We start from the raw sequence: 21,217 nt of genomic DNA, 5'->3' as shown, positions 1-21,217 counted from the left end.
ATCTGCGGTGGGCACGGTCGTCGTCATCACCGGCTACCACGCGCTGCGGGCCTTCGCCCCGGCCACAGTGAGGGTCAACGCGCCAACTCATAGGCGTACGACGGTGAGAAGGTGCCCGGTGTGCCCTTGCAGCCGTCCGACTCCCCCGGCAGCTTCACCCACAGGTAGGCGTCGATCCGGGCCTCACCGGTGCTCAGCGTGGGCGCCCGGCCGATCTTGCGGCCGGCCGGGTCGCACCACTCGCCGTCGGCCGGGGCGCCGTTGCCGTTGCGGCTGGTGTCGATGACGGCGCCCAGGCTTGCGGGGCCGCCCAGGGCATCGAGGACCCGACGGTCGTAGGCGATCTCGTCGGAGGTGCGGTGGAAGTTGGAGACGTTGCTGAAGACGCCGTCGGAGGAGGCCGGGGAGGCGGCGCCGGCCTGCTTGAGCCAACCGGCCTGTTTCGCGGGCGGGTTCCAGCCGGAGTGCCCGGCGTCGTAGTAGACCCGGGCCATGGGGTTGGCGGCCTTGAGGACGCGCCCCGCGCGGGCCAGTGAGGCGAAGCGGTCGGCGCGGGTGGCCGTGGAGAGGCACTCCGCCTGGGCGACCGAGTCCGGCTCCAGGATGACGACGACCTCGCCGGAGCCGAGCCCGGCGGCGAACTTCTCGATCCAGGCGTCGTAGGCGTCGAGGTCGGGCGCTCCGCCCTGGGAGTGGCCGCCGCAGTCGCGGCCGGGGATGGCGTACGCCACCAGCACCGGGACCCGGACCTGTGCGGAGCCGCCGGAGGTGACGGCTCGGACCCGGGCGGTGATGGTCGAGGGCGTGTAGTCGGCGAACCAGACGGCCGCCGGGCGGTCGGCGATACGGGACTGTATGACCGCGTGACGCGGGTCGCCGTCGTTGGCGCGCACCCAGTCGAGCACCTGGGAGTTGGCGTGCCGGTAGAGGCCGGTGGAGGCGAAGGTGGTCACGTCCGGCTTCTCCTCCGCCGCCTTCGAGGGGGTGGGCTTGGGACTCGCCTTCTTCTTCGGGGACGGCGAGGCGGAGGCACCGGGCGAGGCGGAGGACGGTGCCGGCACCACGGGCAAGGAGGCCAGGGACGGCGAACCGGTCACCTCGGGGCGTGCCTCGTCGGAGCGGCCGCGGTCCTCCAGGGCGGACAGCATCCCGGTCGCGGTGCCGATCGCCACGACCACGGAGGCGGCGACGACCATGGCACCACGGCGCGCGGTCCGCCTGCGCGCGGCCCGGCGTGCGGCCAGCCGCTGGGCACGTCGGCCTGACACCCTGTCGCCCCCTCCCCCAACGGCGGGTGCGTTCCCCCGTTCTGGGGAAGCGTCGGGCCCGCCGGTACCCCCGCCACCCTAAAGCTGGGACTCTGCCCCCATGGTGCAATGCGAACAATTCACCACCCCTGTCGACACGGTCATCTCCCGTATGCGCGCCCTCGGAGCGGCCCTGCCGGCCGGGGACGGCGTCGCCGTCTTCAACCGCGTCTACCTCGCCGTCACCGAGGCCGTCGACCGGCGCATCGACAGTGGCCGGCTGGGGGACGCACGGGCCGCGATCACGCTGGACGTGCGGTTCGCCGAGCGCTATCTGGCGGCCGTGGAGACGGTGGCGGACGAGCGCCGCCCGCCGGCCTGCTGGCGGCCCCTGTTCCAGTTCCGCCGCCATCCCGGCGTACGTCCGTTGCAGTTCGCGCTCGCGGGCATCAACGCGCACATCGGCCACGACCTCGCGCTCGCCGTCGTGGACACCTGTCGTACGCTCGACTGCGAACCCGCCGAGGTGGAGGACGAGTTCGACCGCGTGGGCGATCTCCTCGTCTCGCTGGAGGAGCGCATCCGCGAAGAGCTGATGCCGGGCCCCGATCTCCTCCAGATCGCCGACCCGCTCACCCATCTGCTCGGCTCCTGGAGCCTGGACCGGGCCCGGGACGCCACCTGGACCGCGGCGCGGGCACTGTGGGCGCTGCGCGGACTGCCCGACGTGGCCGGGGAGTTCACGGAACGGCTGGACGCGGCGGTGGGACTGGCGGGGCGCATGCTGCTGACGCCCCTGCCTCAGCCCCACTTCTAGTCCTCCGGGAGTTCCACCGGCGCGATCTCGTCGTAGACGTCTCCCGGGCCGGGGTTGGACGGATCCGTCCCGCCGCCGAAGTGGTGCATCACGCCCCACACCGCGTTCAACGCGGTCTGCACCGCGCCCTCGGCCCACCCGGCCGTCCAGGAGATGTCGTCACCGGCGAGGAAGATGCCCCGCTTGTCCTCGGGCAGGCGGTCCTGCATGAAGTGGGTGAACAGGCGCCGCTGGTAGCGGTAGTGGCCGGGCAGGTTGGCCTTGAACGCGCCCATGAAGTAGGGCTCGTTCTCCCAGGAGACGGTGACCGGGTTGCCGATGATGTGCTTCCTGATGTCGACCTTCGGATAGATCTCGCCGAGCGACTTGAGCATGACCTCCATGCGCTCGTTCGCGGAGAGCGGCAGCCACTTCAGGCTGTCGTCGCACCAGGTGTAGGAGAGGCAGATGACGGCCGGCTTGTCGGGGCCGTCGTCGAGGAGGTACGTACCGCGCGTCATGCGGTCGGTGAGGGTCATCGACATGACGTCCCGCCCGGTCTCCTCGTCCTTGTCCAGCCAGAAGGGCCGGTCGACCGGGACGAACAACTTGGAGCTCTCCATGTAGTGGGTGCGCTCGATCGCCGTCCAGTGGTCGATCGGGAAGAGCGAGTCGTCGCAGGCGATCTTGGAGAGCAGCATCCAGGACTGGGCGGTGAAGATCGCCGCCCGGTAGGTGCGGATGTCGCCGTTCGCGTCGGTCACGGTGATCCGGTTGCCCGAGGTGCGGTGCAGCCGGGTCACGGCGGGGCGGGGCTCGCCGTCGAGGTGCAGCGACTTCAGGGACGTCCCGTAGGGCCAGTGCACGATCTTCTCCGGCTCCCGTTCCCAGAGCCGCAGCGGCAGTTGCTGGGAGCCGCCGACGATGCCGCGGTGGTGGTCGTCGGCCTCGGTGTAGACGACCCGCAGGATCTCCAGGATGGAGTTGGGGAAGTCGGTGTCCCAGCCGCCGGTGCCGAAGCCGACCTGGCCGAAGATCTCGCGGTGCCGGAAGGACCGGAAGGCCTCGGAGTCGCAGAGGAAGCCGTAGAAGGTCTGGTTGTCGAGCTTCTCCACGAGCTTCGCCCAGATCTCCCGGATGCGCGGGACGTCGCGCTCGCGCATCGCCTGGTTCATGTCGGAGAAGTCGGCGCCCTCTTCGAGGCACTTGTTCCAGGCGGCGGCGACGTCCCGGTAGACCTGGGGCAGGTCCTGGACCGTCTCGGCGTAGTGGCTCTCGCCCTTGAGGTCCACGACGGTCGAAGGGGTCGCCTCCGCAAGGGGGTTGGGGAAGGGACGGGTCTCCAGACCCGCCAGGTCGATGTAGTGCTGGAGGGCCGTGGAGGAGGGCGGGAAGCGCATCGCGCCCATCTCGGCCGTCAACGACGGGTCGCAGCCCTCGAAGCCGACGGTCCGCAGGCGGCCGCCGATCCGGTCGGCCTCGTACACGACGGGCTTGAGGCCCATCTTCATCAGCTCGTACGCGGCGACGATGCCGGACAGGCCGCCGCCGATCACCGCGACCTCGGCGCCGTGGTCGGTCGCGGGGATCTGGCCCAGGCCCGCCGGGTGGGCGAGGAAGTCGTCGTAGGCGTAGGGGAAGTCCGGACCGAACATGGTGATCGGCGGCTGCTGCTCGTCTGCGTGCTCGACGGCGTTGGGCACGGTGGACGTCATGGGGTACGGACTCCTTGCGAATGCTTCTTGTTTGCTTCTCGATGCGAGGGGTTCAGACGAGTTGATACGAGCGGTTCAGACGAGGGACCCGTAGAGGCCGGGCCGCCGGTCCTGCAGATACGGGTTCGCCTCGCGGGAGGCGGCGAGGAAGGCCGGGTCGACGTCGGCGAGCACCAGCTCCTCACCGCGACCGGCGCGTCCCCGGGCGACCCCGTCGGGACCGGCCAGCGTGGTGAGCCCGACGAAGTCGAACTCCCCTTCCCGGCCGACCCGGTTGACGTACGCGACGTACATCTGGTTCTCGAAGGCGCGCACCGGGATCATCGACTCGGCGACGAACTGGAACGGGTGCATCTGGGCCGTCGGCACGACGAGGAGGTCGGTGCCGGCGAGGGCGTGGGCGCGGACGTTCTCCGGGAACTCGACGTCGTAGCAGATCATGAGGCCGACGCGGAGGCCGTTCAGCTCGGCCTGCACGACCGGCTGCTCGCCCGGGGTGAAGTGGTCGCGCTCGAAGCAGCCGAAGAGGTGGGTCTTGCGGTAGTTGGCGAGCCGGGTGCCGTCGGCGGAGATCAGCTGGGCGGAGTTGTAGACCGTGTCGCCGGACCGCTCGGGGTATCCGTAGGCGATGGCGAGGCCGTGCCGTCCGGTGATCTCCGCGATGGCGTCCGCGCAGTCGCCGTCGGCGGGCTCGGCGAGGCGGCCGATGTCGTCCCCGATGGCGTACCCGGTGAGGAACATCTCCGGCGCGGCCAGCAGTCCGGCGCCCGCGGCGGCGGCCCGGCCCGCGGCCTCGTCGAGGACCTTGAGGTTCTCGGCGGTCGAGCCGGGGCGGCCGGAGCTCTGGAGCAGGGCGGTGCGCATGCGGGTTCCTCACCGGGCGACGACTGGTTGACGGGTGGTCGAGAGTGGTTGCGGGGGCCACGTAGACGGTACGGGCGGCTGACCAGCGCGGACAAGAAGCAGCCGTTGCGCGCCGGTGAGCCGTTCATTGCGTACGACGGGCCCCCGGCGGCGATTCGTTGCGTACGCCTTTCTCCTCCCTGGGGCGCAGGGCGCGGGCGGTGTCCCCGCCGCGCGGCGGAGGCGGGGTGCCGTCCCCGGAGCGATGTGGGGCGGGCGCGGCGCCGGGACAGTGGTGACCGTCCGCTTCACCTGCCGAAAGGACCGTCATGCACCGTCGTACGAAGATCGTCGTGCTCGGCGCCGCGCTGCTGCTCACCGCCGGGGCGGCGGGCTCGGCCACCGCGACCGACGACCCGGGGAAGTCGCCGGTTGCCACCGGGAAGCCCCGCGAGGCCGCCGCCCTCACCGGCACCGCGAAGCTCTACCGCTCGGCCGGCGACGACATCACCTTCGCCTTCGACGTGCACCTGGCGGCGAAGGACAAGGCCGACCCGATGAAGGCGACCGGCACCTTCGAGTGGAGCCACTACGTCGACGGCGTGGGCGCCTGGGCGAAGGCGAAGGTCGACTGTCTGGTCACCGGCGGCAAGGTGGCCGTCGTCTCCGGTGTCGTCACCGACACGGATCTGCCCGGCGAGAAGGGCACCCGCGTGGGCATCACCGTGCACGACCTCGGCCGGAACGACCGGCTCGGCTACAGCTGGGCCACGACCGAGGACCTCGGCCCCGACGACCTGCCGAAGTGCGTGAGTTCGGCGCCCTTCGAGAAGGTCAAGAAGGGCACCGGTGACTTCACGGTCGTGCCGTGGCAGCCGGATTTCTAGCCGGCGGCGGGGCCGTCACGCCGACTTCCGGCCGGAGCGGGGTGGTCACGCCGACTTCTGGCCAGCAGCGCGGCGGTCACGGCGTACGGCACGGCGAGGATCACGAAGACCGTGCTGTGCGCGGCCCGGGTGCCGAGCAGCGCGTAGACGCCGAAGACGGCCACCGTGACCAGTTCCGTGCCCAGGCTCGCCACGGAGGTCAGGGTGGCCCGGCGGGCGTCGTCGATGCGGTGCTGGAGGCGGGCGTCGGCGAGCACCTCGGCCAGCTGGAAGCCGGCGAAGGCGAGCCCCACCAGGGCGATCCCGGCCACGGTCCGGGAGCCCGCGCCCACGGCCAGGGCGAGCGCGGCGCCCGCGATCAGTGCGGCGAGCCCACGGCTGCCGAGGCGTTCGGCGGGTCCGGCGAGCAGGCTGCCGACCGTGACGATCGCCCAGACCAGCAGCACCAGGTAGGGCAGGGTCGCCTCGGCGACGCCGAGGTCGCGGATCAGCAGCGGGGTGTACTCGTCGAGCGCGCCCCACACGGCGGCGACGGCGGGGATGAGCAGCAGGGCTCCGCGTACGGTCCGGTCTCCCCCGGCCTCGGCGAGCCCGGCACGCAGGGTCGCCGTCCAGCTCCCGTCGCCCTGCTCGGCCGGCTGCCGGTGCTCCGGGAACCGGGTGGCCGTCGCCGCAGCCAGCAGGGAGGCCAGAACGCTGGCCGCGCCGACGGCCTGGTAGCCGCCCAGCGCGAGGAGCGGTCCGGCGAGCGCCATGGCCACGACCGTGGCCAGCAGCCGGGCCGCCCGGGACCGGCCCATGACCCGTGCGTACCGCTCGGCGGCGCCGAGCCGGTCCAGTTCGTCGTAGACCAGCGCCTCCAGCGCGCCGGTGCCCAGCGCTCCGCCCGCGCCCCACAGGACGAAGCCGAGCGCGAAGGCGCCGTACGACGGGACGGTCACCCACAGGGCGAAGCCCGCGGCGGTCAGCAGCGGGCCGAGCCACAGCAGCCGCCGTCGGGAGACGGTGTCCGCCCAGGCTCCGGAGGGGACCTCCAGGACGACGGCGGTGACGGACCAGAGCGCGAAGAGGGAGGAGATCTGCCACAGGGACATACCGGTGTCGGCGAACAGCAGCGCGTACACCGGGTAGAGCAGGACGAGGTCGTCGAGGAACGCGTAGCCGTACAGCGTGGTCGTCAGCCGACGCACGCCGGTGTCGGGCACCCGCGCGGGTGGGAGTGTCATGAGGCCTTCCCGGAAGGACGGTTCGGACGTCGTGGGTACGGCGTCCGAGGCGGCCCTCGGGAGGCACGGCGGGTGGATCAATGTCGCCAGGTCATGGCACCGATGGTAGACGCCGGGGCCGTCGCGGCCCAGCGGTTTGTGGACGACCGACCGAGTCATGGAGGTTCTTGATGGACATCACCGTGTTGCCCCGGATCGACGAGCACACGACCGTCGTCGCCGCGGACCCCGCCGCCGTCTGGCCGGCCCTCGGCGAGACCCTGGACCGTTCCTTCACCCGCCCCCGCGCGGCCCGCTATGCCCGCCTCGTCGGCGTCGCCGACAGCACGGCGTCCGGGCCCCGCCCCCTCACCGAGGGCTCGGCCTTCCCCGGTTTCCGGGTGGCCGCCGCGGATCCGCCCCGGGAACTGGTCCTGATCGGACGCCACCATTTCTCGACGTACGCCCTGACCTTCCGCCTGGAGGAGGCGGGTGCGGGTCGTACACGGCTACGGGCCGAGACGCGGGCACGGTTCCCGGGCCCGGCGGGCAACCTCTATCGGCTGATGGTCGTCGGCACTGGCGCGCACGCTGTCTTCACCAGGCGCTTGTTGGCGGCGGTACGCAGGCGCGCCCTCTAGGGGCGCGGGGAACTGCTCGACCAGCCCCCACACCCCGCAAGCCGAACCACTACGTAGGCGCCCCGGACGAGAACCGCCGCAACAGAGGCGACAACACCAACACCGACTTGGTCCGCTCCACGAACGGCTCCCCGGCAATCCGCTCCAGCACCCGCTCGAAATGCCGCATGTCGGAGGCGAACACCTGCACCACCGCGTCCGCGTCCCCGGTGACGGTAGACGCGGCCACCACCTCCTGGTACCGCTCAAGCCCCCGCCGGATCGTCTCCGGCGAGGTGTTGCTGCGGCAGTAGATCTCGACGAACCCCTCGGTCTCCCAGCCGAGCGCGGCCGGGTCCACGCGGACGGTGAAGCCGGTGATCGCCCCGGTGGCGCGCAACCGGTCCACGCGCCGTTTCACCGCGGGCGCGGACAGGCCGACGATCTGCCCGATGTCCGCGTAGGAGCGGCGGGCGTCCTCGGCGAGGGCGTGGACGATGCGTTCGTCGAGATCGTTCAGCACTGCGGGTCGATCACTTCTCAGATGGTGCGAGACGGGAACGGCGATGGCCGTATACGAAGTAGAACACGAGCCCGGCGGCCATCCAGACCCCGAAGACCACCCAGGTGACGGCCGACAGGCTGCCCATCATCCACAGGCAGAATCCGAGGCCGAGAGCGGGCAGCACCGGAGACAGCGGCACCCGGAAGGTGCGGGGCATGTCCGGGCGGGTCCGGCGCAGCACCACGACCGCGATGTTGACCAGCCCGAACGCGAAGAGCGTGCCGATGCTGGTGGCGTCCGCCAGCTGCCCCAGCGGGATCGCGGCCGCCAGCACTCCGCAGAACAGGGAGACGATGAGGGTGTTGGCGCGCGGCGCGCCCGTCTTCGGGTGGACGCGGGAGAACACCTTGGGCACGAGACCGTCCCGGGACATCGCGAACAGGATGCGGGTCTGGCCGTAGAGCACGGTCAGGACGACGCTCGCGATGGCGACGACCGCGCAGAACGCCAGCAGGGTGCCCCAGAAGGTCTGTCCGGTGACCTCGCGCATGATCTGGGCGAGGGTGGCCTCGGAGTCGGTGAAGCCCCGCCAGGGCTTCGCGCCGACGGCGACGGCGGCGACGAGCACGTACAGCGCCGTCACGATGACCAGCGACAGCATGATCGCGCGCGGCAGGTCGCGCTGTGCGTTCTTCGCCTCCTCACCGGCCGTGGAGGCGGCGTCGAAGCCGATGTAGGAGAAGAACAGCGTGGCGCCGGCCGCGCTGACGCCGGCCATGCCCAGCGGCATGAAGTTCTCGTAGTTGCCGGACCGGAAGCCCTGGACGCCGATAGCGCAGAACAGCACCAGCGCGGCGATCTTCACGACGACCATGACGGTGTTGGCGCGGGCGGACTCCCGGGCGCCGCCGAGCAGGAACGCCATCGCCAGCAGTACGACGATCAGGGCGGGCAGGTTGAACAGGCCGCCGTCGCCGGGCGGCGCCGACAGCGCGGCCGGGATGGTGACGCCGATGGTGCCGTCGAGCAGTTCGTTCAGATACTCGCCCCAGCCGACCGCCACCGCGGCGACCGAGACGCCGTACTCCAGGACCAGGCACCAGCCGCAGATCCAGGCGATCAGTTCGCCCATGGTTGCGTACGCGTACGAGTACGAGGAGCCGGCGACCGGGATGGTGCCCGCGAGTTCGGCGTAGGACAGGGCCGAGAAGAGCGCGGTGAGACCGGCGATCACGAAGGACAGGGTGACGGCCGGGCCCGCCTTGGGGACGGCCTCGCCGAGGACGACGAAGATGCCGGTGCCGAGGGTGGCACCGATGCTGATCATGGTCAGCTGCCACAGCCCGAGGGAGCGGCGGAGGCTGCCGCCCTCGCCCTGGCCACCCTCCGCGACCAGGCGTTCCACGGGCTTGCGCCGCATGAGCCGGGCGCCGAGCCCCGGGGACGCGGGGGCCTTCCCTGTGGGGTGGTGCGGGGGTGCGCCTTGGTCGAGCACGCGCTGACTCCTTCGTCGCTGCCTCTCAGGGCGGCGGGGACCGGCGGCATCCCCGAGCGAGCAGGGACCCACCGAGCGGGGTCTCCGCCACGCCACGTACAGCGCACGACCTTACGAGCCGACGCGTCACGGTCGTAATGCAGCAACCTTGCGCGTCTCCGCAAGATCGTTGCGTGCTTCGCGGGCGGGCGGGTGTTCGTTGCGCGGGGGCTGTGGACCGTTGCGTGAAGCCCCTGGTCAGCGGTCTTCCGGTGGTCCCGCGATGGCCCGCGCCTCGGCCGTGTCGGTCTCGTCGAAGCCCATCTGGCCGGGCTTGCCGTAGGCCGCCGCCTGGGCGTCGATCCACCGCGTGTGCGCCTCCCACGCGGCCTGTTTGCTGGTGCCCAGCGCCGCCCCGATCTGCGACCAGGACGCCCCGGCCGCGCGCGCCGCGCGAACGGTCAGCTGACGGCCGTAGGCGGCCTTGCGGGCCACGACCTCGCTCAGCGCGAGGAGTTCGAGCAGCTCGGCCCGGTCGGGGGCGGTGTCCGTGCCCGCGCCCATCGCCTCCCGCATGCGCAGCTCGTCGAGACGGGTGACGGCGGTCAGCAGCGTGTACTGCGTTTCGATGCTCTCCGGTGTCGTCATGCGTTCCAGGGTCGCGTCAAGGCCTCCTGACGTCAAGGGGGCTTGACGTCAGGAGGCCTTGACGGCCGACCGTGCGGAGGACGGGCCAGGTGTCAGCTCCAGCTGGCGTGCAGCGGCTTGCCCTCGGCGTACCCGGCGGCGCTCTGGATGCCGACGACGGCCTTCTCGGCGAATTCCTCCAGGGAGCCGGCACCGGCGTAGGTGCAGGAGGAACGGACGCCCGCGATGATCGAGTCGATCAGGTCCTCGACACCCGGGCGGGCCGGGTCGAGGAACATGCGGGAGGTGGAGATGCCCTCCTCGAACAGCGCCTTGCGGGCGCGGTCGTAGGCCGACTCCTCCGACGTACGGTTGCGCACCGCACGCGCGGAGGCCATGCCGAACGACTCCTTGTAGAGCCGGCCGTTCGCGTCCTGCTGGAGGTCGCCCGGGGACTCGTAGGTCCCGGCGAACCAGGAGCCGATCATCACATTGGACGCGCCGGCCGCGAGCGCCATGGCGACGTCGCGCGGGTGCCGGACACCGCCGTCGGCCCACACGTGCTTGCCGTACTTCTTCGCCTCCGCCGCGCACTCCAGGACCGCGGAGAACTGCGGGCGGCCGACGCCGGTCATCATGCGCGTGGTGCACATGGCGCCGGGCCCGACACCGACCTTGATGATGTCGGCACCGGCCTCGACCAGGTCCCGGACACCCTCCGCGGCGACGATGTTGCCCGCGACGATCGGCACCTTCGGGTCGAGCGCGCGCACCGTGCGGATCGCGCTGATCATCGACTCCTGGTGGCCGTGGGCGGTGTCGATCACGAGCGTGTCGACGCCCGCGTCGAGCAACTCCTTGGCCTTGCCCTCGACATCGCCGTTGATCCCGACGGCGGCGGCGATGCGCAGCCTGCCGTGCGCGTCCACGGCCGGCGTGTAGAGCGTGGCCCGCAGGGCGCCCTTGCGGGTGAGGATGCCGGCCAGACGGCCCTCCCGGTCGACGGCGGGCGCGTAGCGGCGGTTGGCGTGGTCGAGGCGGTTGAAGGCCTCGCGCGGATCGATGTCGGCGTCCAGGAGCAGCAGGTCCTTGGACATCACCACTTCGAGCTGGGTGAAGCGGTCGACGCCGGTCAGGTCCTGGTCGGTGACCACACCGACGGGCCGCCGCTCCTCGTCGACGACCACACCGGCGTTGTGCGCCCGCTTGGGCAGCAGGGCCAGCGCGTCGGCGACGGTCTGGTGCGGGGCCAGCACGATCGGGGTGTCCAGGACGTGGTGGCGGCTCTTCACCCAGGAGACGACCTCGGTGACGACCTCGTTCGGAATGTCCTGCGGGATGACCACGAGCCCACCACGACGGGCGACCGTCTCGGCCATGCGCCGCCCGGCGATCGCGGTCATGTTGGCCACCACCAGCGGGATGGTCGTACCCGAACCGTCCGGGGAACCGAGGTCCACACCCTGCCGGGAACCGACCGCGCTGCGGCTCGGGACCATGAAGACGTCGTCGTACGTCAGGTCGTACGGGGGCTGGATGTCATTGAGGAAACGCACGTGCTGCACATCCCAGTCGATCAGAGGTGGCCCCCGGACAGGTCAGCCAGGGGGAAAGAGCACGTACTTCATTCTCCCATGTCGGGCGGAATGCCATGCCCGGGCGGAACATCCAGACCCTCCGGCGACGGCTTCGGAGGATCCACCGAGAGCGGTCGGCGAGGGGCCACCGGGGGTGGGTGCGTCAGACGCGCGTCAGATGTGGGCCAGTGCGGCCCGTGCCGCCTCGATGAACACCTCACGTCCGGCGTCGAGCTCGTCCGGCGTCGCCGAGCGCCCCCGCAGCAGCTCCATCAGGGCCCGCGCGGCGGCCGCGGGCTCCTCCGGGCCCTCCAGGAGGACGACGCCACAGGCCCGCTGGAGATCCGGGAGGTCGCCGGGCTGCCCCTCCCCCGTCCTGCGCGTGAGGAGAACGGCGTCGGCGGCCTCCAGGAAACGGACGTAGGCCTGACGGCGCTGGTCGTGGAGGCGGGCGGCGCGCTGTTCCGCGACGGTCAGGCGCAGGGTGTGCAGCGCGGCCTCCGCCTGCCGTTCGCCGGCCTCCCGGGCGCCCCTCGCCGAGATCACGCTGCCGGCCAGCGCGGCGCCGGCTCCGATGAGCGCCGCGAACAGCGCGACGAGCCACTCAGTCATGGCATGCATTCTGCTGGTGCGCCGTACCCGCCCGGCACGGGGGTGACCCGACGCTCCCGTGGCCACTCCGACCACCACGGGTACGATCGGCTCGCCGCATCGGACGGGCCTCGGAAACCGGCCCCGATCTGCGCAAACGCCGTACGCGGCGGACCGCGGCCGATAGCATGGAGGGACACTTGCGCGACGGGCGACGGGCGACGGGCGACGGGCGACGGGCGACGGGCGACGGGCGACGGGCGACGGGCGAGCCACCCGCGGTGCTTTTCGCGGCGCGGTCGCAGAACGCGCTGCACCGGCTGCTCGACACACTCCCCGTCTTCGCGGGTGACGACCGACTGCGCCGCTGGTTCACCCTCGTACCCGGCTCCGACTTCTCCCTCGACGCGCTCGACGCGATAGAACGCGCCGGCGGACGCACGATCCCCTGGTCGCAGGCCACGGCCCGGACCTTCGCGCTCGTCCTCGCCGCCGGCCCCAAAGGCGATCTCCACGCCCTGCGCGGCCCGCAGGTCCTGCTTCCGCACGGCGCCGGCTTCAGCAAGTCCATCCCCGGGGAGGGCACGGACGACTCCGCGTCCGGCCTCGATCCGGCCCACCTCCTGCTGCCCGACGGCACTCTCCTCGCCGACCTGTACGCCTTCGCCCACCCCGGCCAGATCTCCCGGCTCGCCGCCCTCAGCCCGGCCGTCGCCGCCCGTGCCAAGGTCGTCGGCGATCCCCTGCTGGAACGGTTCCTCGACGCCGACTCCACCGACCGCCGGCACCGCTACCGCGCCGCCCTGCGCACCGGCAGCCGCCGTCTGATCGTGCTGCTGTCCACCTGGGGCCCCGAGTCCCTGCTGCGCCGCCGCCCCTCCCTGCCCGCCGAGCTGGCCGCGGTCCTGCCTTACGACGAGTACCAGCTCGCCCTCGTCGTCCATCCGAACGAGCGGGTCCGTCTCGGCGGCCAGGACCTGGAGGAGCACCTCGAACCCGCCCGCCGGGCCGGCCTGATCCTGCCCGCCGCCTACGAGGAGTGGGCCTCGGTCGCCGTCGCCGCGGACCTCCTCGTCTCCGACCACGGCTCGGCGGCGCTGTACGCGGCGGCCCTCGACCGCCCGCTGCTCGGCGCGTACGACGGCGGCGACGAACTGCTTCCGGGCAGCCCCATGGCGACGCTCCTGGCCCGCGTCCCGCGTCTGGGCACCGATCCGGCCGCCGCCCCGCGGGCCGTCGCCGAGGCGCTGCGCGGCCACCGGCCCGGCAGCGTGCGCCCGCTCACGGACACCGTCTTCGCCCAGCACGGCCACGGCCTGGAACGGCTGCGCGAGGAGCTGTACGCACTCCTCGGCCTCGAACCGCCCGCCCTCCCGGTCCGCCCCCGGCCGCTTCCCGATCCCTCGCCGCCGCCCACGCCCCCGTCGGCCTTCGCGGTGCGTGTCCGGCACGAGGCGGACGGCGTGATCCATGTGACCCGGTACCCGGCGCACCTCGTCCCGTCCCCGCAGCAGCCCGTCCACCACCTCACGGCCGAGACCGACCGGGCCGGCACCAGGGACACCCAGGGCGCCGCCCTCCTCTACCGCCGGGCCGACGGTCCCATCCCGGCCCACGGCGACGCGATCGTGCGCACCGCGGACGCCTGGACCCGCCGCACCCTGGAGGAGCATCCCGGGGGACGCCGTACCGCCGCGGTCGCCGTCTCGGCCACGCACTGCCTGCTGCGCATCCGCACCGGCCCGCTCCTGTCGGCCCGGATCGAACCCTGTCCCGTGCCGGAGGGCCTGGTGTACGCCGACCCGGCCGCGGTGCTGTCCGCCGTGTACACCGCACTCCTCGCCGCCGGGGACGGGCCGCCGCCCGACTCACTCACCTGCGCGATCGGCGACCGCCGTTTCGCGGTACGACTGTCCCCGGCGAGCTCGGACGAGGCGGCTCTGCCGGTGTAGCCGGTCCCGGCCGCTCAGGTCAGTCCGGCCGGTCAGGTCAGTCCGGCCGGTCAGGTCAGTCCGGCCGGTCAGGTCAGTCCGGCCGGTCAGGTCAGTCCGGCCGGTCAGGTCAGTCCCGGCCGCTGAGCCCACCCAGCCCGCGGCCGCTCAGGCCGGCCTCGGCCGCTCAGGCCAACCCCGACCGCTCCCGCGCGGCCACCGCCGCGGTCCGGTGCTCGCGCGCCTCGTCCTGCCGCCCCTCCCGCTCGGCGAGGTCGGCGAGGGCGTCCAGCACCCGGGCCTCGTCCCGGGAGCCGCCTCGGCCCCGCGTCCCCTCCAGCGCGGCCCGGTACAGCGCCCGCGCCTCCTCCGCGCGGTCGAGGCGGACCAAGACACCGCCGAGCGCGAACTCGGCGCGGGAGGCGAGCCGGGCCCGGTCGCCCGCCGCGAACTCCGCGCGGGCGCGTTCGAGCAGCTCCGCCGCCCGGTCGAGTTCGCCGAGGTGGGCCAGGGCCTCGCCCAGCCGGTAGGTCTGGAGCGTGGCGCCGTAGCCGTTGCGGATCTCCTCGTGCACGGCACGGGACTCGTCGAAGCAGGTCGCCGCGCTCTCCCAGTCGCCCTGGGCCGCCCGCAGCATCCCGCGGAACTCGGTGGCGGAGGCGCCGAGTTTGCGCTCGCCGTCGGACCGTCCCAGTCCGGCCCGTACGGCGTCCAGGGCCTGTTCCATCTCCCGCTCCGCCGCCTCGAACTCGCCCTGCTCCCACAGCGGGCGGGCCAGCTGGCAGCGCATGCGGACGAGCGCCCGGACGTCACCGGCGCGCTGCGCGGCGGCCACGCCGGTCCGGAACGCCTCGATGTGGTCGGCGTAGTGCGGATGGTCCAGGAAGTGCGTCCAGAGGGGTTCGCACAGCGCCCACGCCTCGGCCGTGCCCCAGTCCCCGGCGGCGCCCGCTGCGTACGCGAGACGGACGCAGCCGAACAGCGCGTGCCGCTCGGCCTCCAGCCACTGGTAGGCGCGGCGCTTGGCCGGGACGCCGGTGTCGTCGGCCCGCTCGAAGAGCACGTCGTGCGTGCCGGGTACCGGGGGCATCGGGGCGGCCAGCTTCAGCCGTGAACCGGCGATCACCGTGTCCGCGCGCTGCGCCTGGCGCACGTACCAGTGCACGATCCGCCGGCGCGCCGCGTCCCTCTCGTCCGCGTCCCCGTCGGCACGGGCCCGCCGTCCGGCGTGGGCGCGCAGCAGGTCGGGCAGCCGCTCCCGGCCGTCCTCCGGGGGCCTGCCGAGCAGTCCGGCGCTCCGCAGCTCGTCCACCGCGTCGTCGGCGACGTCCGGACCCCGGCCGAGGAGCGCGTCGGCCGCCGCGAGGGTGAAGGAGGGGCCGGGGAAGTCGGCGAGCAGCCGGTACAGCAGGGCCGCCTCCTCGCTCAGGCTCCGGTACGCCGCGTCCCACACGCGTTCGACCATGGGCAGGCCCTTGTCGTGCAGTTCGGCCGTCAGCGCCCGGAGCAGCCGGGGCAGCGGGCGCCCCTGGTGGCGGCGCAGCCAGAACCCGGCGACGTGCAGCGCGGTGGGCAGCCCGCCGCACAGCGTCAGCAGCTCACGGGTGGCGTCCGGCTCCGTGGCGAGCCGCGCGTCGCTCGCCACCCGTTCCAGCAGCTCCAGCGCGTCCGACTCCGCCAGCGGGTCCAGCGGGAGTTCCACGGCTGCGCCGGCCTGGAGGTCGTACAGCGGACCGTGGCTGGTGACGATCACCAGGCTCTCGCCCGAGGCGGGCAGCAGCGACTCGGCCTCGGTGCCGTAGCGCGCGTTGTCCACGATCAGCGCGAGCCGCTTGCCATGGGTCAACGACCAGTACTGCCGGGCCCGTTCCCGGAACACGGGGGCGATCCAGTCGGCGCCGAGCGCGCGCAGGAGATCGCCGAGGACGTCGGAGACCTCCACCACGCCGTCACGGCGTACGTCGTCCAGGTCCACGTACAGGATGCCGTCCGGGTAGCTCTCGGCGACCCTGCGGACCAGGCGGAAGGCCAGCTCCGTCTTGCCAGCACCGCCATAGCCGCTCACCGCGACGCACAGCGGCCGGGCGCCGGGCGGCGTCCCCTGTCGTTCCTCGACGAGCCGCAGCACCCGGGCCTGCGCGTCCTCGCGATCGACGAAGTGCGCCGGTTCCGGCGGAATCTGGTACACCATCGGTCACTGACTCCCGTTCAGGTCCACTGCCTCGCGCGTCACGGCACGAACCTATCCCCGCACGGGAGTTGATATGCCGTCAGGGCTGTGGCCGGCCCAGGGCGAGCGCCACGGTGAGCCCCGAACGGCCCCCGGACGCCTCGGTGAACACCTCCTGGGCGATCGCCCACTCCTCCGGGCGCGCCTCGGCGTACGGTCGCCAGTTCCGTACGACGACCAGCAGCTCCTTGTCCGCGGCGGCCTCGGGCCAGACGGACGGGTCGCGGAGGGAGTCGGCCAGCGCGTCCCAGTTCCGGCCGAACCAGTCGGGCAGCTCCAGGGCGCGGGCGCAGCGGTCCATCAGGCCCGCCTTGTCGGTGACCCCGTCGAGGTCCAGCGTGACCACGTGGTCCGTCATCTCAGTACCGCCCTGAACGAGTCGTGATGATCATCGGCCCAGTAGATCCCGCCGCGTCGCCCCATGACAATGCACGCCGCCGCACCAGCACATGAGGGACGCACCGCGGCCACACGTGTCCGTGCCACCACGGCCGTCCCTCACGGCCTTTCGTCGGAGCCCCTCGGAGCCTCTCAGAGGCCGTCCGGGTCCGCCCTGTTCAGCGCCGGCTTCGGCGTCGTCCCCGCCGTCATCAGGTAGTCGGCCGCCGCCGTGTCCGTCACCAGGCTGGTGACGAGCCCGGAGCGCAGCACCGCGTCGATCGCGGCCGCCTTGCGCTGGCCGCCCGCGATCGCGACGACCTCGGGGACACGGCGGAGCTGGTCGGCCTTGACGGTGATGCACCGCTCGCCCAGGTCCCGGCCGACCCGGCGGCCCTCGGCGTCGAAGAGGTGCGCGGACATCTCGGCGGCGACCCCGAGCGAGGCGTAGTGGCCGCGCTCCTCGTCGCTGAGCATGTCGTGCACCGTCGAGATGCCCGGCTCCCAGGAGCCGATGGAGACACAGGCGACCGTGACCTTGTCGAAGTACTCGAAGGCCCGGGCGATCCCGGTCTGGTGGCGCAGCGCCTGGGCGGTGGCCGCGTCCGGCAGCAGCATCGGCGCGTAGATGGGGTGCGCGTCGCCGCCGGAGACCTGGGCGGCCCGGCGGACCGCCTCGACGGAGCCGCGCTCGGCGGTCCCGGCGTCGTACACGCCCGTCAGCTGCACCACCGTGCACGGCGGCAGCCGGTCCAGGGCCGCGGCCATGTGGATGGTGGACCGGCCCCAGGCCAGCCCCAGCACATCACCTTCGTTCACCAGTTCGCCGAGCAGGTCGGCGGCCACTTCCCCCAGGTTCTCCGGGTCGGGGGACGTCTCCTCGGCCTCGGCCGGGGACTCGACCACGACGGCGTGCCGCAGTCCGTAGCGGGCGCGGAGCGCGTCGGAGCGCTCGGCGTCCAGCTCGGCCGGCACGCGGATCTCGATGCGTACGAGATCCCGTTCGAGGGCGGTCTCCAGGACCCGGGCCACCTTGAAGCGGCTGACGCCGAACTCCTCGGCGATCTGGATCTTGGACTTCCCCTCTAGGTAGAAGCGGCGGGCCATGGCCGCCGCCTGCACCAGCTCAGCGGGTCCCATCCGCATGGCTGACCGGCCCGCCGACATACCCGACACGGCGATCTCCTCACTGCTGTTCACATTCTGGATTCACCGTTCATCCTTGCAGATGCGGCGGACTTGATCAGCTCCGATGAGAGCCGTTCACGTTCCCTTGGTTCAGTGGTCGCACGCCCAGGAGGCCTTGGCCGTGGCCGCCTCGGCCTGCGTGCGCAATGCACGTACCGCCTCTGCCGGGTCGGACGCCCCGTAGACCGCCGAGCCCGCGACGAAGACGTCGGCGCCCGCGTCGGCACACCGCTCGATGGTGGAGGCGGAGACTCCGCCGTCGACCTGGAGCCACAGTTCGAGCCCGTGCTTCCTGATCAACTCGCGGGTGCGGCGAATCTTGGGGAGCATGATGTCGAGAAACGCCTGCCCCCCGAAGCCGGGCTCGACGGTCATGATCAGCAGCATGTCGAGCTCGGGGAGCAGATCCTCGTACGGCTCGATCGGCGTCGCGGGCTTGAGCGCCATGGAGGCGCGGGCCCCCTTGGCCCGGATCTCCCGGGCCAGCCGGACGGGAGCGGCGGCCGCCTCGACATGGAAGGTGACGGAACCGGCCCCCGCCTCGACGTACTGGGGCGCCCACCGATCGGGGGCCTCGATCATCAGATGGCAGTCCAGCGGAGTGTCCGTCGCACGGGCCAGAGACTCTACGACCGGCACACCGAGCGTGAGGTTCGGGACGAAATGGTTGTCCATCACGTCTACGTGGAGCCAGTCGGCTCCCTCGACCGCCTTCGCCTCGTCCGCGAGGCGGGCGAAATCGGCGGACAGAATGCTGGGGTTGATCTGCGCGGCCATGCCACAAGCCTGCCATGCCCTCCGGGGGTTGGCCGCATCGGTCCTGGATGGGTACGGTCATTTGTCCGGTGCGGGTTGTATGTGGCTGATCGCGCCCACGCGGCAGGGCCGCACATGTCGCAGTCCCGCGCCCCTGAAGGGGCGCGGTTGCGGGGGTGGACATGACGGAGAAAAACGGCATCGGGCACCTCGTCTGCGGGCGGCGTGCCAAGTGGGTCGTGCTGGTGCTGTGGCTGATCGTGCTGTTCCTGACGGCGCCGTTCGCGCAGAAGCTGACCGACGCGCAGGACAACGACGCGGCCTCCTGGCTGCCCGGCTCCGCCGAGTCGACCCAGGTCCTGCACCTCTCGGAGGACTTCAGGCCGGAACAGATCCCGGCGATCGTGGTGTACGCCCGGGACGGCGGCCTGACGGCACAGGACCGGGCGCGGATCACCGAGGACGTGGCCGAGCTCAAGCGGCTGACGGATCACGGCATCCGCGGCGCGGAGACCAGGGGCCCGACCTTCGACCGGCCGGCCGATCCGCGCGCGGCCCAGATCTATGTGCCGATCACCATGGACGAGAAGGGCTGGGAGCGCATCGCGCCCGCGGTCGACGCCATCCGGGACGACGTCGGCGAGGGCGGTGACGGGCTGGCCGTGCACATCACCGGCCCGGGCGGCACCTCCGCGGACTTCTCCGAGGCGTTCGAGGGCATCGACTCCACACTGCTGATCTCGGCGATGGCGGTCGTGATCGTGATGCTGCTGATCACCTACCGCAGCCCCTCCCTGCTCCTGGTCCCGCTGCTGTCGGTGATCGCCGCCCTGTTCACCGCGCAGGCCCTGATCTACCTGCTCGCGGAGCACGCGGGCCTGACGGTCAACGGCCAGAGCGCGGGCATCCTCACCGTCCTCGTCTTCGGCGCGGGGACGGACTACGCCTTGCTGCTGGTCGCCCGCTACCGGGAAGAGCTCCGCCGGCACGAGGACCGGCACGAGGCGATGGCCCTCGCCCTGCACCGGGCGGGCCCGGCCGTGATCGCCTCCGGCGCGACCGTCGTGCTGAGCATGCTGGTGCTGCTGGCGGCCGAGATGAACTCCACGAGCGGCCTCGGCCCGGTCGCCGCGATCGGCGTCGCGGTCGCCCTGCTGGCGATGATGACCCTGTTCCCCGCCCTGCTGGTGGTCTTCGGCCGCTGGATCTTCTGGCCGGCGATCCCCCACCTCGGCACGCCGAACCCGGCGGACCGGGGGCTCTGGGCCCGGATGGGCGGCCGTATCTCCGCCCGTCCCCGCATGGTCTGGGGCGTCACGGCGGCGATCCTGGCGATCTGCTCGCTCGGCCTGATCCAGTTGCGCGCGGAGGGCATCAGCAACGCGGACGCGTTCACCGGCAAACCGGACTCGATCGTCGGCCAGGAGGTGTCCGCGCGGTACTTCCCGGCGGGCAGCGGCGATCCGCTCGTGATCATCAGCGACGAGGCACAGGCCCGGCAGGTCGGCGAGGCCGTCGCCGCCACGCGCGGAGTCGTCCCCGAGTCGCTGGGCCTGCCCCCGGGCACCAAACCCTCCTTCGAGGGCAAGGTGCTGTTCGAGGCCACCATGACCGACCCGGCCGACAGCGAGGCCGCGAAGCAGACCGTGGAACGGGTCCGGGACGCCGTGCACGCGGTGCCGGACGCCGACGCCCAGGTGGGCGGCGGTACGGCGGCCCTGCTGGACATGGACAGAGCGACCACGCACGACAACATCCTGATCATCCCGCTGGTACTGGTCGTCGTCCTGCTGATCCTGTGCGTGCTGCTGCGCGCGCTCATCGCGCCGCTGCTGCTCATCGGGACGGTGATCCTGTCGTTCGCGGCGGCCCTCGGCATCAGCGCGCTCGCGTTCCGGTACCTGTTCGACTACGCGGGCGAGTCGACGGACTTCCCGCTGTTCGTCTTCGTCTTCCTGGTCGCCCTCGGCATCGACTACAACATCTTCCTGACCACCCGTATCCGCGAGGAGGCGGCCCGCCAGGGCACCCGCCCCGGCGTGGTGACCGGCCTCGCGGCGACCGGCGCGGTCATCACCTCCGCCGGCCTGGTCCTGGCCGGCACCTTCGCCGCCCTGGGCACGCTGCCCATGGTCGCCTTCGCGGAGATCGGCTTCGCGGTGGCGCTGGGCGTGCTCCTGGACACCTTCATCGTGCGCTCGGTGCTGGTGACGTCCCTGTTCCTGGACGTCGGCCCGAAGGTGTGGTGGCCGCACCGCCTGGCCCGCGAGGACGGCGCCGCTCCGGCGACGACCGAGCCGGAGCGGGCGGGCCGGCCGGGCGGCTGAGGCGCGCGGACCGGGAGCGGCGGCGGGCCGGGAGCGGCGGCGGGCCGGGAGCGGCGGCTCATCGGGGCGAGCCGGGCGAGTCCCGGCGCGCGGCGCCGTGCCGTGCTGTGCCGCTCTGCGCCGGCCTCGTGTCTCGTCCCAACCGTGGGCGGGATCTCCCCGTGCTGCAGGGCCGGCAGGGCGGTGGCCAGGTCGAGGGCGGCGCCGCCCGCGCTCCGGCCTGGGTACCGCGCACCGAGGATCCCCGGACCTTACCCGTCCCGGTCGCGGCCCCGGCGGGCGAAGCGGCCCGCCCTGTCAGCGCACCCGGTCAGACCGCC

Annotated in this window: 18 protein-coding genes; 5 read left to right on the top strand and 13 right to left on the bottom strand. The window is 72.5% G+C overall.

The window, feature by feature from the left end; genetic code table 11:
- Positions 1–74: 74 nt before the first annotated feature.
- Positions 75–1,196 carry a glycoside hydrolase family 6 protein gene (locus K4B79_RS28635; protein ID WP_232029898.1) on the bottom strand — a complete coding sequence of 374 codons (1,122 nt, stop codon included), beginning with the start codon at positions 1,194–1,196 and terminating at the stop codon, positions 75–77.
- Positions 1,197–1,368: 172 nt separating this feature from the next.
- On the opposite strand from K4B79_RS28635, the gene K4B79_RS28630 reads away from it, so the two are divergent.
- On the top strand, positions 1,369–2,064 hold the full coding sequence (locus tag K4B79_RS28630) for a DUF5995 family protein (protein ID WP_232029815.1): 696 nt from the start codon (positions 1,369–1,371) through the stop codon (positions 2,062–2,064).
- On the opposite strand, the gene K4B79_RS28625 is transcribed toward K4B79_RS28630, so the two are convergent.
- Both K4B79_RS28625 and K4B79_RS28620 read right to left on the bottom strand, forming a co-directional pair.
- Complete coding sequence (locus tag K4B79_RS28625) at positions 2,061–3,758, bottom strand: flavin monoamine oxidase family protein (protein WP_232029814.1); 1,698 nt, start codon at positions 3,756–3,758, stop codon at positions 2,061–2,063. The genes K4B79_RS28630 and K4B79_RS28625 overlap by 4 nt on opposite strands.
- Before the next feature lie 75 nt (positions 3,759–3,833).
- Positions 3,834–4,622: a carbon-nitrogen hydrolase family protein gene (locus tag K4B79_RS28620; protein WP_232029813.1), complete on the bottom strand. Its 789-nt coding sequence runs from the start codon at positions 4,620–4,622 to the stop codon at positions 3,834–3,836.
- 308 nt (positions 4,623–4,930) lie between these two features.
- Between K4B79_RS28620 and K4B79_RS28615 the strand changes: the two genes are divergently transcribed.
- On the top strand, positions 4,931–5,488 hold the full coding sequence (locus tag K4B79_RS28615; RefSeq protein ID WP_232029812.1) for a Repetin: 558 nt from the start codon (positions 4,931–4,933) through the stop codon (positions 5,486–5,488).
- Here the strand turns inward: K4B79_RS28615 and K4B79_RS28610 are convergent.
- A complete protein-coding gene (locus K4B79_RS28610) occupies positions 5,485–6,714 on the bottom strand; it encodes an MFS transporter (RefSeq protein ID WP_232029811.1) in 1,230 nt (409 codons plus the stop codon). The two genes, K4B79_RS28615 and K4B79_RS28610, sit on opposite strands and share 4 nt — an antisense overlap.
- Positions 6,715–6,884: 170 nt before the next feature.
- Between K4B79_RS28610 and K4B79_RS28605 the strand changes: the two genes are divergently transcribed.
- Positions 6,885–7,334, top strand: coding sequence for a hypothetical protein (locus K4B79_RS28605; RefSeq protein WP_232029810.1), 450 nt, complete (start codon positions 6,885–6,887; stop codon positions 7,332–7,334).
- Between the two features lie 49 nt (positions 7,335–7,383).
- Here the strand turns inward: K4B79_RS28605 and K4B79_RS28600 are convergent, their stop codons facing one another.
- From K4B79_RS28600 to K4B79_RS28580, 5 genes are all read right to left on the bottom strand, one after another.
- Positions 7,384–7,836, bottom strand: coding sequence for an Lrp/AsnC family transcriptional regulator (locus K4B79_RS28600; RefSeq protein ID WP_232029809.1), 453 nt, complete (start codon positions 7,834–7,836; stop codon positions 7,384–7,386).
- A gap of 10 nt (positions 7,837–7,846) precedes the next feature.
- Complete coding sequence (locus tag K4B79_RS28595) at positions 7,847–9,313, bottom strand: amino acid permease (protein ID WP_232029808.1); 1,467 nt, start codon at positions 9,311–9,313, stop codon at positions 7,847–7,849.
- A 237-nt stretch (positions 9,314–9,550) separates the two neighbouring features.
- Positions 9,551–9,940 carry a hypothetical protein gene (locus K4B79_RS28590; protein WP_232029807.1) on the bottom strand — a complete coding sequence of 130 codons (390 nt, stop codon included), beginning with the start codon at positions 9,938–9,940 and terminating at the stop codon, positions 9,551–9,553.
- Between the two features lie 92 nt (positions 9,941–10,032).
- Positions 10,033–11,475: a GuaB1 family IMP dehydrogenase-related protein gene (locus tag K4B79_RS28585; protein ID WP_232029806.1), complete on the bottom strand. Its 1,443-nt coding sequence runs from the start codon at positions 11,473–11,475 to the stop codon at positions 10,033–10,035.
- A 195-nt stretch (positions 11,476–11,670) separates the two neighbouring features.
- Positions 11,671–12,108, bottom strand: coding sequence for a hypothetical protein (locus tag K4B79_RS28580; RefSeq protein WP_232029805.1), 438 nt, complete (start codon positions 12,106–12,108; stop codon positions 11,671–11,673).
- A 179-nt stretch (positions 12,109–12,287) separates the two neighbouring features.
- On the opposite strand from K4B79_RS28580, the gene K4B79_RS28575 reads away from it, so the two are divergent.
- Positions 12,288–14,039: a translation initiation factor 2 gene (locus K4B79_RS28575; RefSeq protein WP_269464013.1), complete on the top strand. Its 1,752-nt coding sequence runs from the start codon at positions 12,288–12,290 to the stop codon at positions 14,037–14,039.
- A gap of 166 nt (positions 14,040–14,205) precedes the next feature.
- Here K4B79_RS28575 and K4B79_RS28570 read toward each other — a convergent pair whose 3' ends face one another.
- The 4 genes from K4B79_RS28570 to rpe all read right to left on the bottom strand — a co-directional run bounded on the left by K4B79_RS28570 (position 14,206) and on the right by rpe (position 18,591).
- Entirely contained in the window at positions 14,206–16,209 is a 2,004-nt protein-coding gene (locus tag K4B79_RS28570) for a tetratricopeptide repeat protein (protein WP_232029804.1), read from the bottom strand.
- Positions 16,210–16,288: 79 nt separating this feature from the next.
- On the bottom strand, positions 16,289–16,606 hold the full coding sequence (locus tag K4B79_RS28565; RefSeq protein WP_232029803.1) for a barstar family protein: 318 nt from the start codon (positions 16,604–16,606) through the stop codon (positions 16,289–16,291).
- A 173-nt stretch (positions 16,607–16,779) separates the two neighbouring features.
- Positions 16,780–17,826: a sugar-binding transcriptional regulator gene (locus K4B79_RS28560; RefSeq protein ID WP_232029802.1), complete on the bottom strand. Its 1,047-nt coding sequence runs from the start codon at positions 17,824–17,826 to the stop codon at positions 16,780–16,782.
- Positions 17,827–17,904: 78 nt separating this feature from the next.
- A complete protein-coding gene (gene rpe, locus K4B79_RS28555; RefSeq protein ID WP_232029801.1) occupies positions 17,905–18,591 on the bottom strand; it encodes a ribulose-phosphate 3-epimerase in 687 nt (228 codons plus the stop codon).
- 161 nt (positions 18,592–18,752) lie between these two features.
- Between rpe and K4B79_RS28550 the strand changes: the two genes are divergently transcribed.
- Positions 18,753–20,897, top strand: a complete 2,145-nt coding sequence (locus K4B79_RS28550; RefSeq protein ID WP_232029800.1) for an MMPL family transporter — start codon at positions 18,753–18,755, stop codon at positions 20,895–20,897.
- Positions 20,898–21,217 lie beyond the last annotated feature (320 nt).

Origin of the sequence: Streptomyces lincolnensis, from assembly GCF_021173675.1 — a bacterium.
In the GTDB taxonomy this organism is placed as follows: domain Bacteria; phylum Actinomycetota; class Actinomycetes; order Streptomycetales; family Streptomycetaceae; genus Streptomyces; species Streptomyces lincolnensis_B.
The sequence above is the reverse complement of the archived record's forward strand: the minus strand, read 5'-3'. Positions and strand labels throughout refer to the sequence as shown.

Excerpts from the sequence above, each read along its gene's own strand:
- K4B79_RS28625 (WP_232029814.1), bottom strand. The coding sequence starts at position 3,758 with ATGACGTCCACCGTGCCCAACGCCGTCGAGCACGCAGACGAGCAGCAG.
- K4B79_RS28610 (WP_232029811.1), bottom strand. The coding sequence starts at position 6,714 with ATGACACTCCCACCCGCGCGGGTGCCCGACACCGGCGTGCGTCGGCTG.
- K4B79_RS28605 (WP_232029810.1), top strand. The coding sequence starts at position 6,885 with ATGGACATCACCGTGTTGCCCCGGATCGACGAGCACACGACCGTCGTC.
- K4B79_RS28615 (WP_232029812.1), top strand. The coding sequence starts at position 4,931 with ATGCACCGTCGTACGAAGATCGTCGTGCTCGGCGCCGCGCTGCTGCTC.
- K4B79_RS28635 (WP_232029898.1), bottom strand. The coding sequence starts at position 1,196 with ATGGTCGTCGCCGCCTCCGTGGTCGTGGCGATCGGCACCGCGACCGGG.
- K4B79_RS28570 (WP_232029804.1), bottom strand. The coding sequence starts at position 16,209 with ATGGTGTACCAGATTCCGCCGGAACCGGCGCACTTCGTCGATCGCGAG.
- K4B79_RS28590 (WP_232029807.1), bottom strand. The coding sequence starts at position 9,940 with ATGACGACACCGGAGAGCATCGAAACGCAGTACACGCTGCTGACCGCC.
- K4B79_RS28550 (WP_232029800.1), top strand. The coding sequence starts at position 18,753 with ATGACGGAGAAAAACGGCATCGGGCACCTCGTCTGCGGGCGGCGTGCC.
- K4B79_RS28580 (WP_232029805.1), bottom strand. The coding sequence starts at position 12,108 with ATGACTGAGTGGCTCGTCGCGCTGTTCGCGGCGCTCATCGGAGCCGGC.
- K4B79_RS28565 (WP_232029803.1), bottom strand. The coding sequence starts at position 16,606 with ATGACGGACCACGTGGTCACGCTGGACCTCGACGGGGTCACCGACAAG.
- rpe (WP_232029801.1), bottom strand. The coding sequence starts at position 18,591 with ATGGCCGCGCAGATCAACCCCAGCATTCTGTCCGCCGATTTCGCCCGC.
- K4B79_RS28620 (WP_232029813.1), bottom strand. The coding sequence starts at position 4,622 with ATGCGCACCGCCCTGCTCCAGAGCTCCGGCCGCCCCGGCTCGACCGCC.
- K4B79_RS28630 (WP_232029815.1), top strand. The coding sequence starts at position 1,369 with ATGGTGCAATGCGAACAATTCACCACCCCTGTCGACACGGTCATCTCC.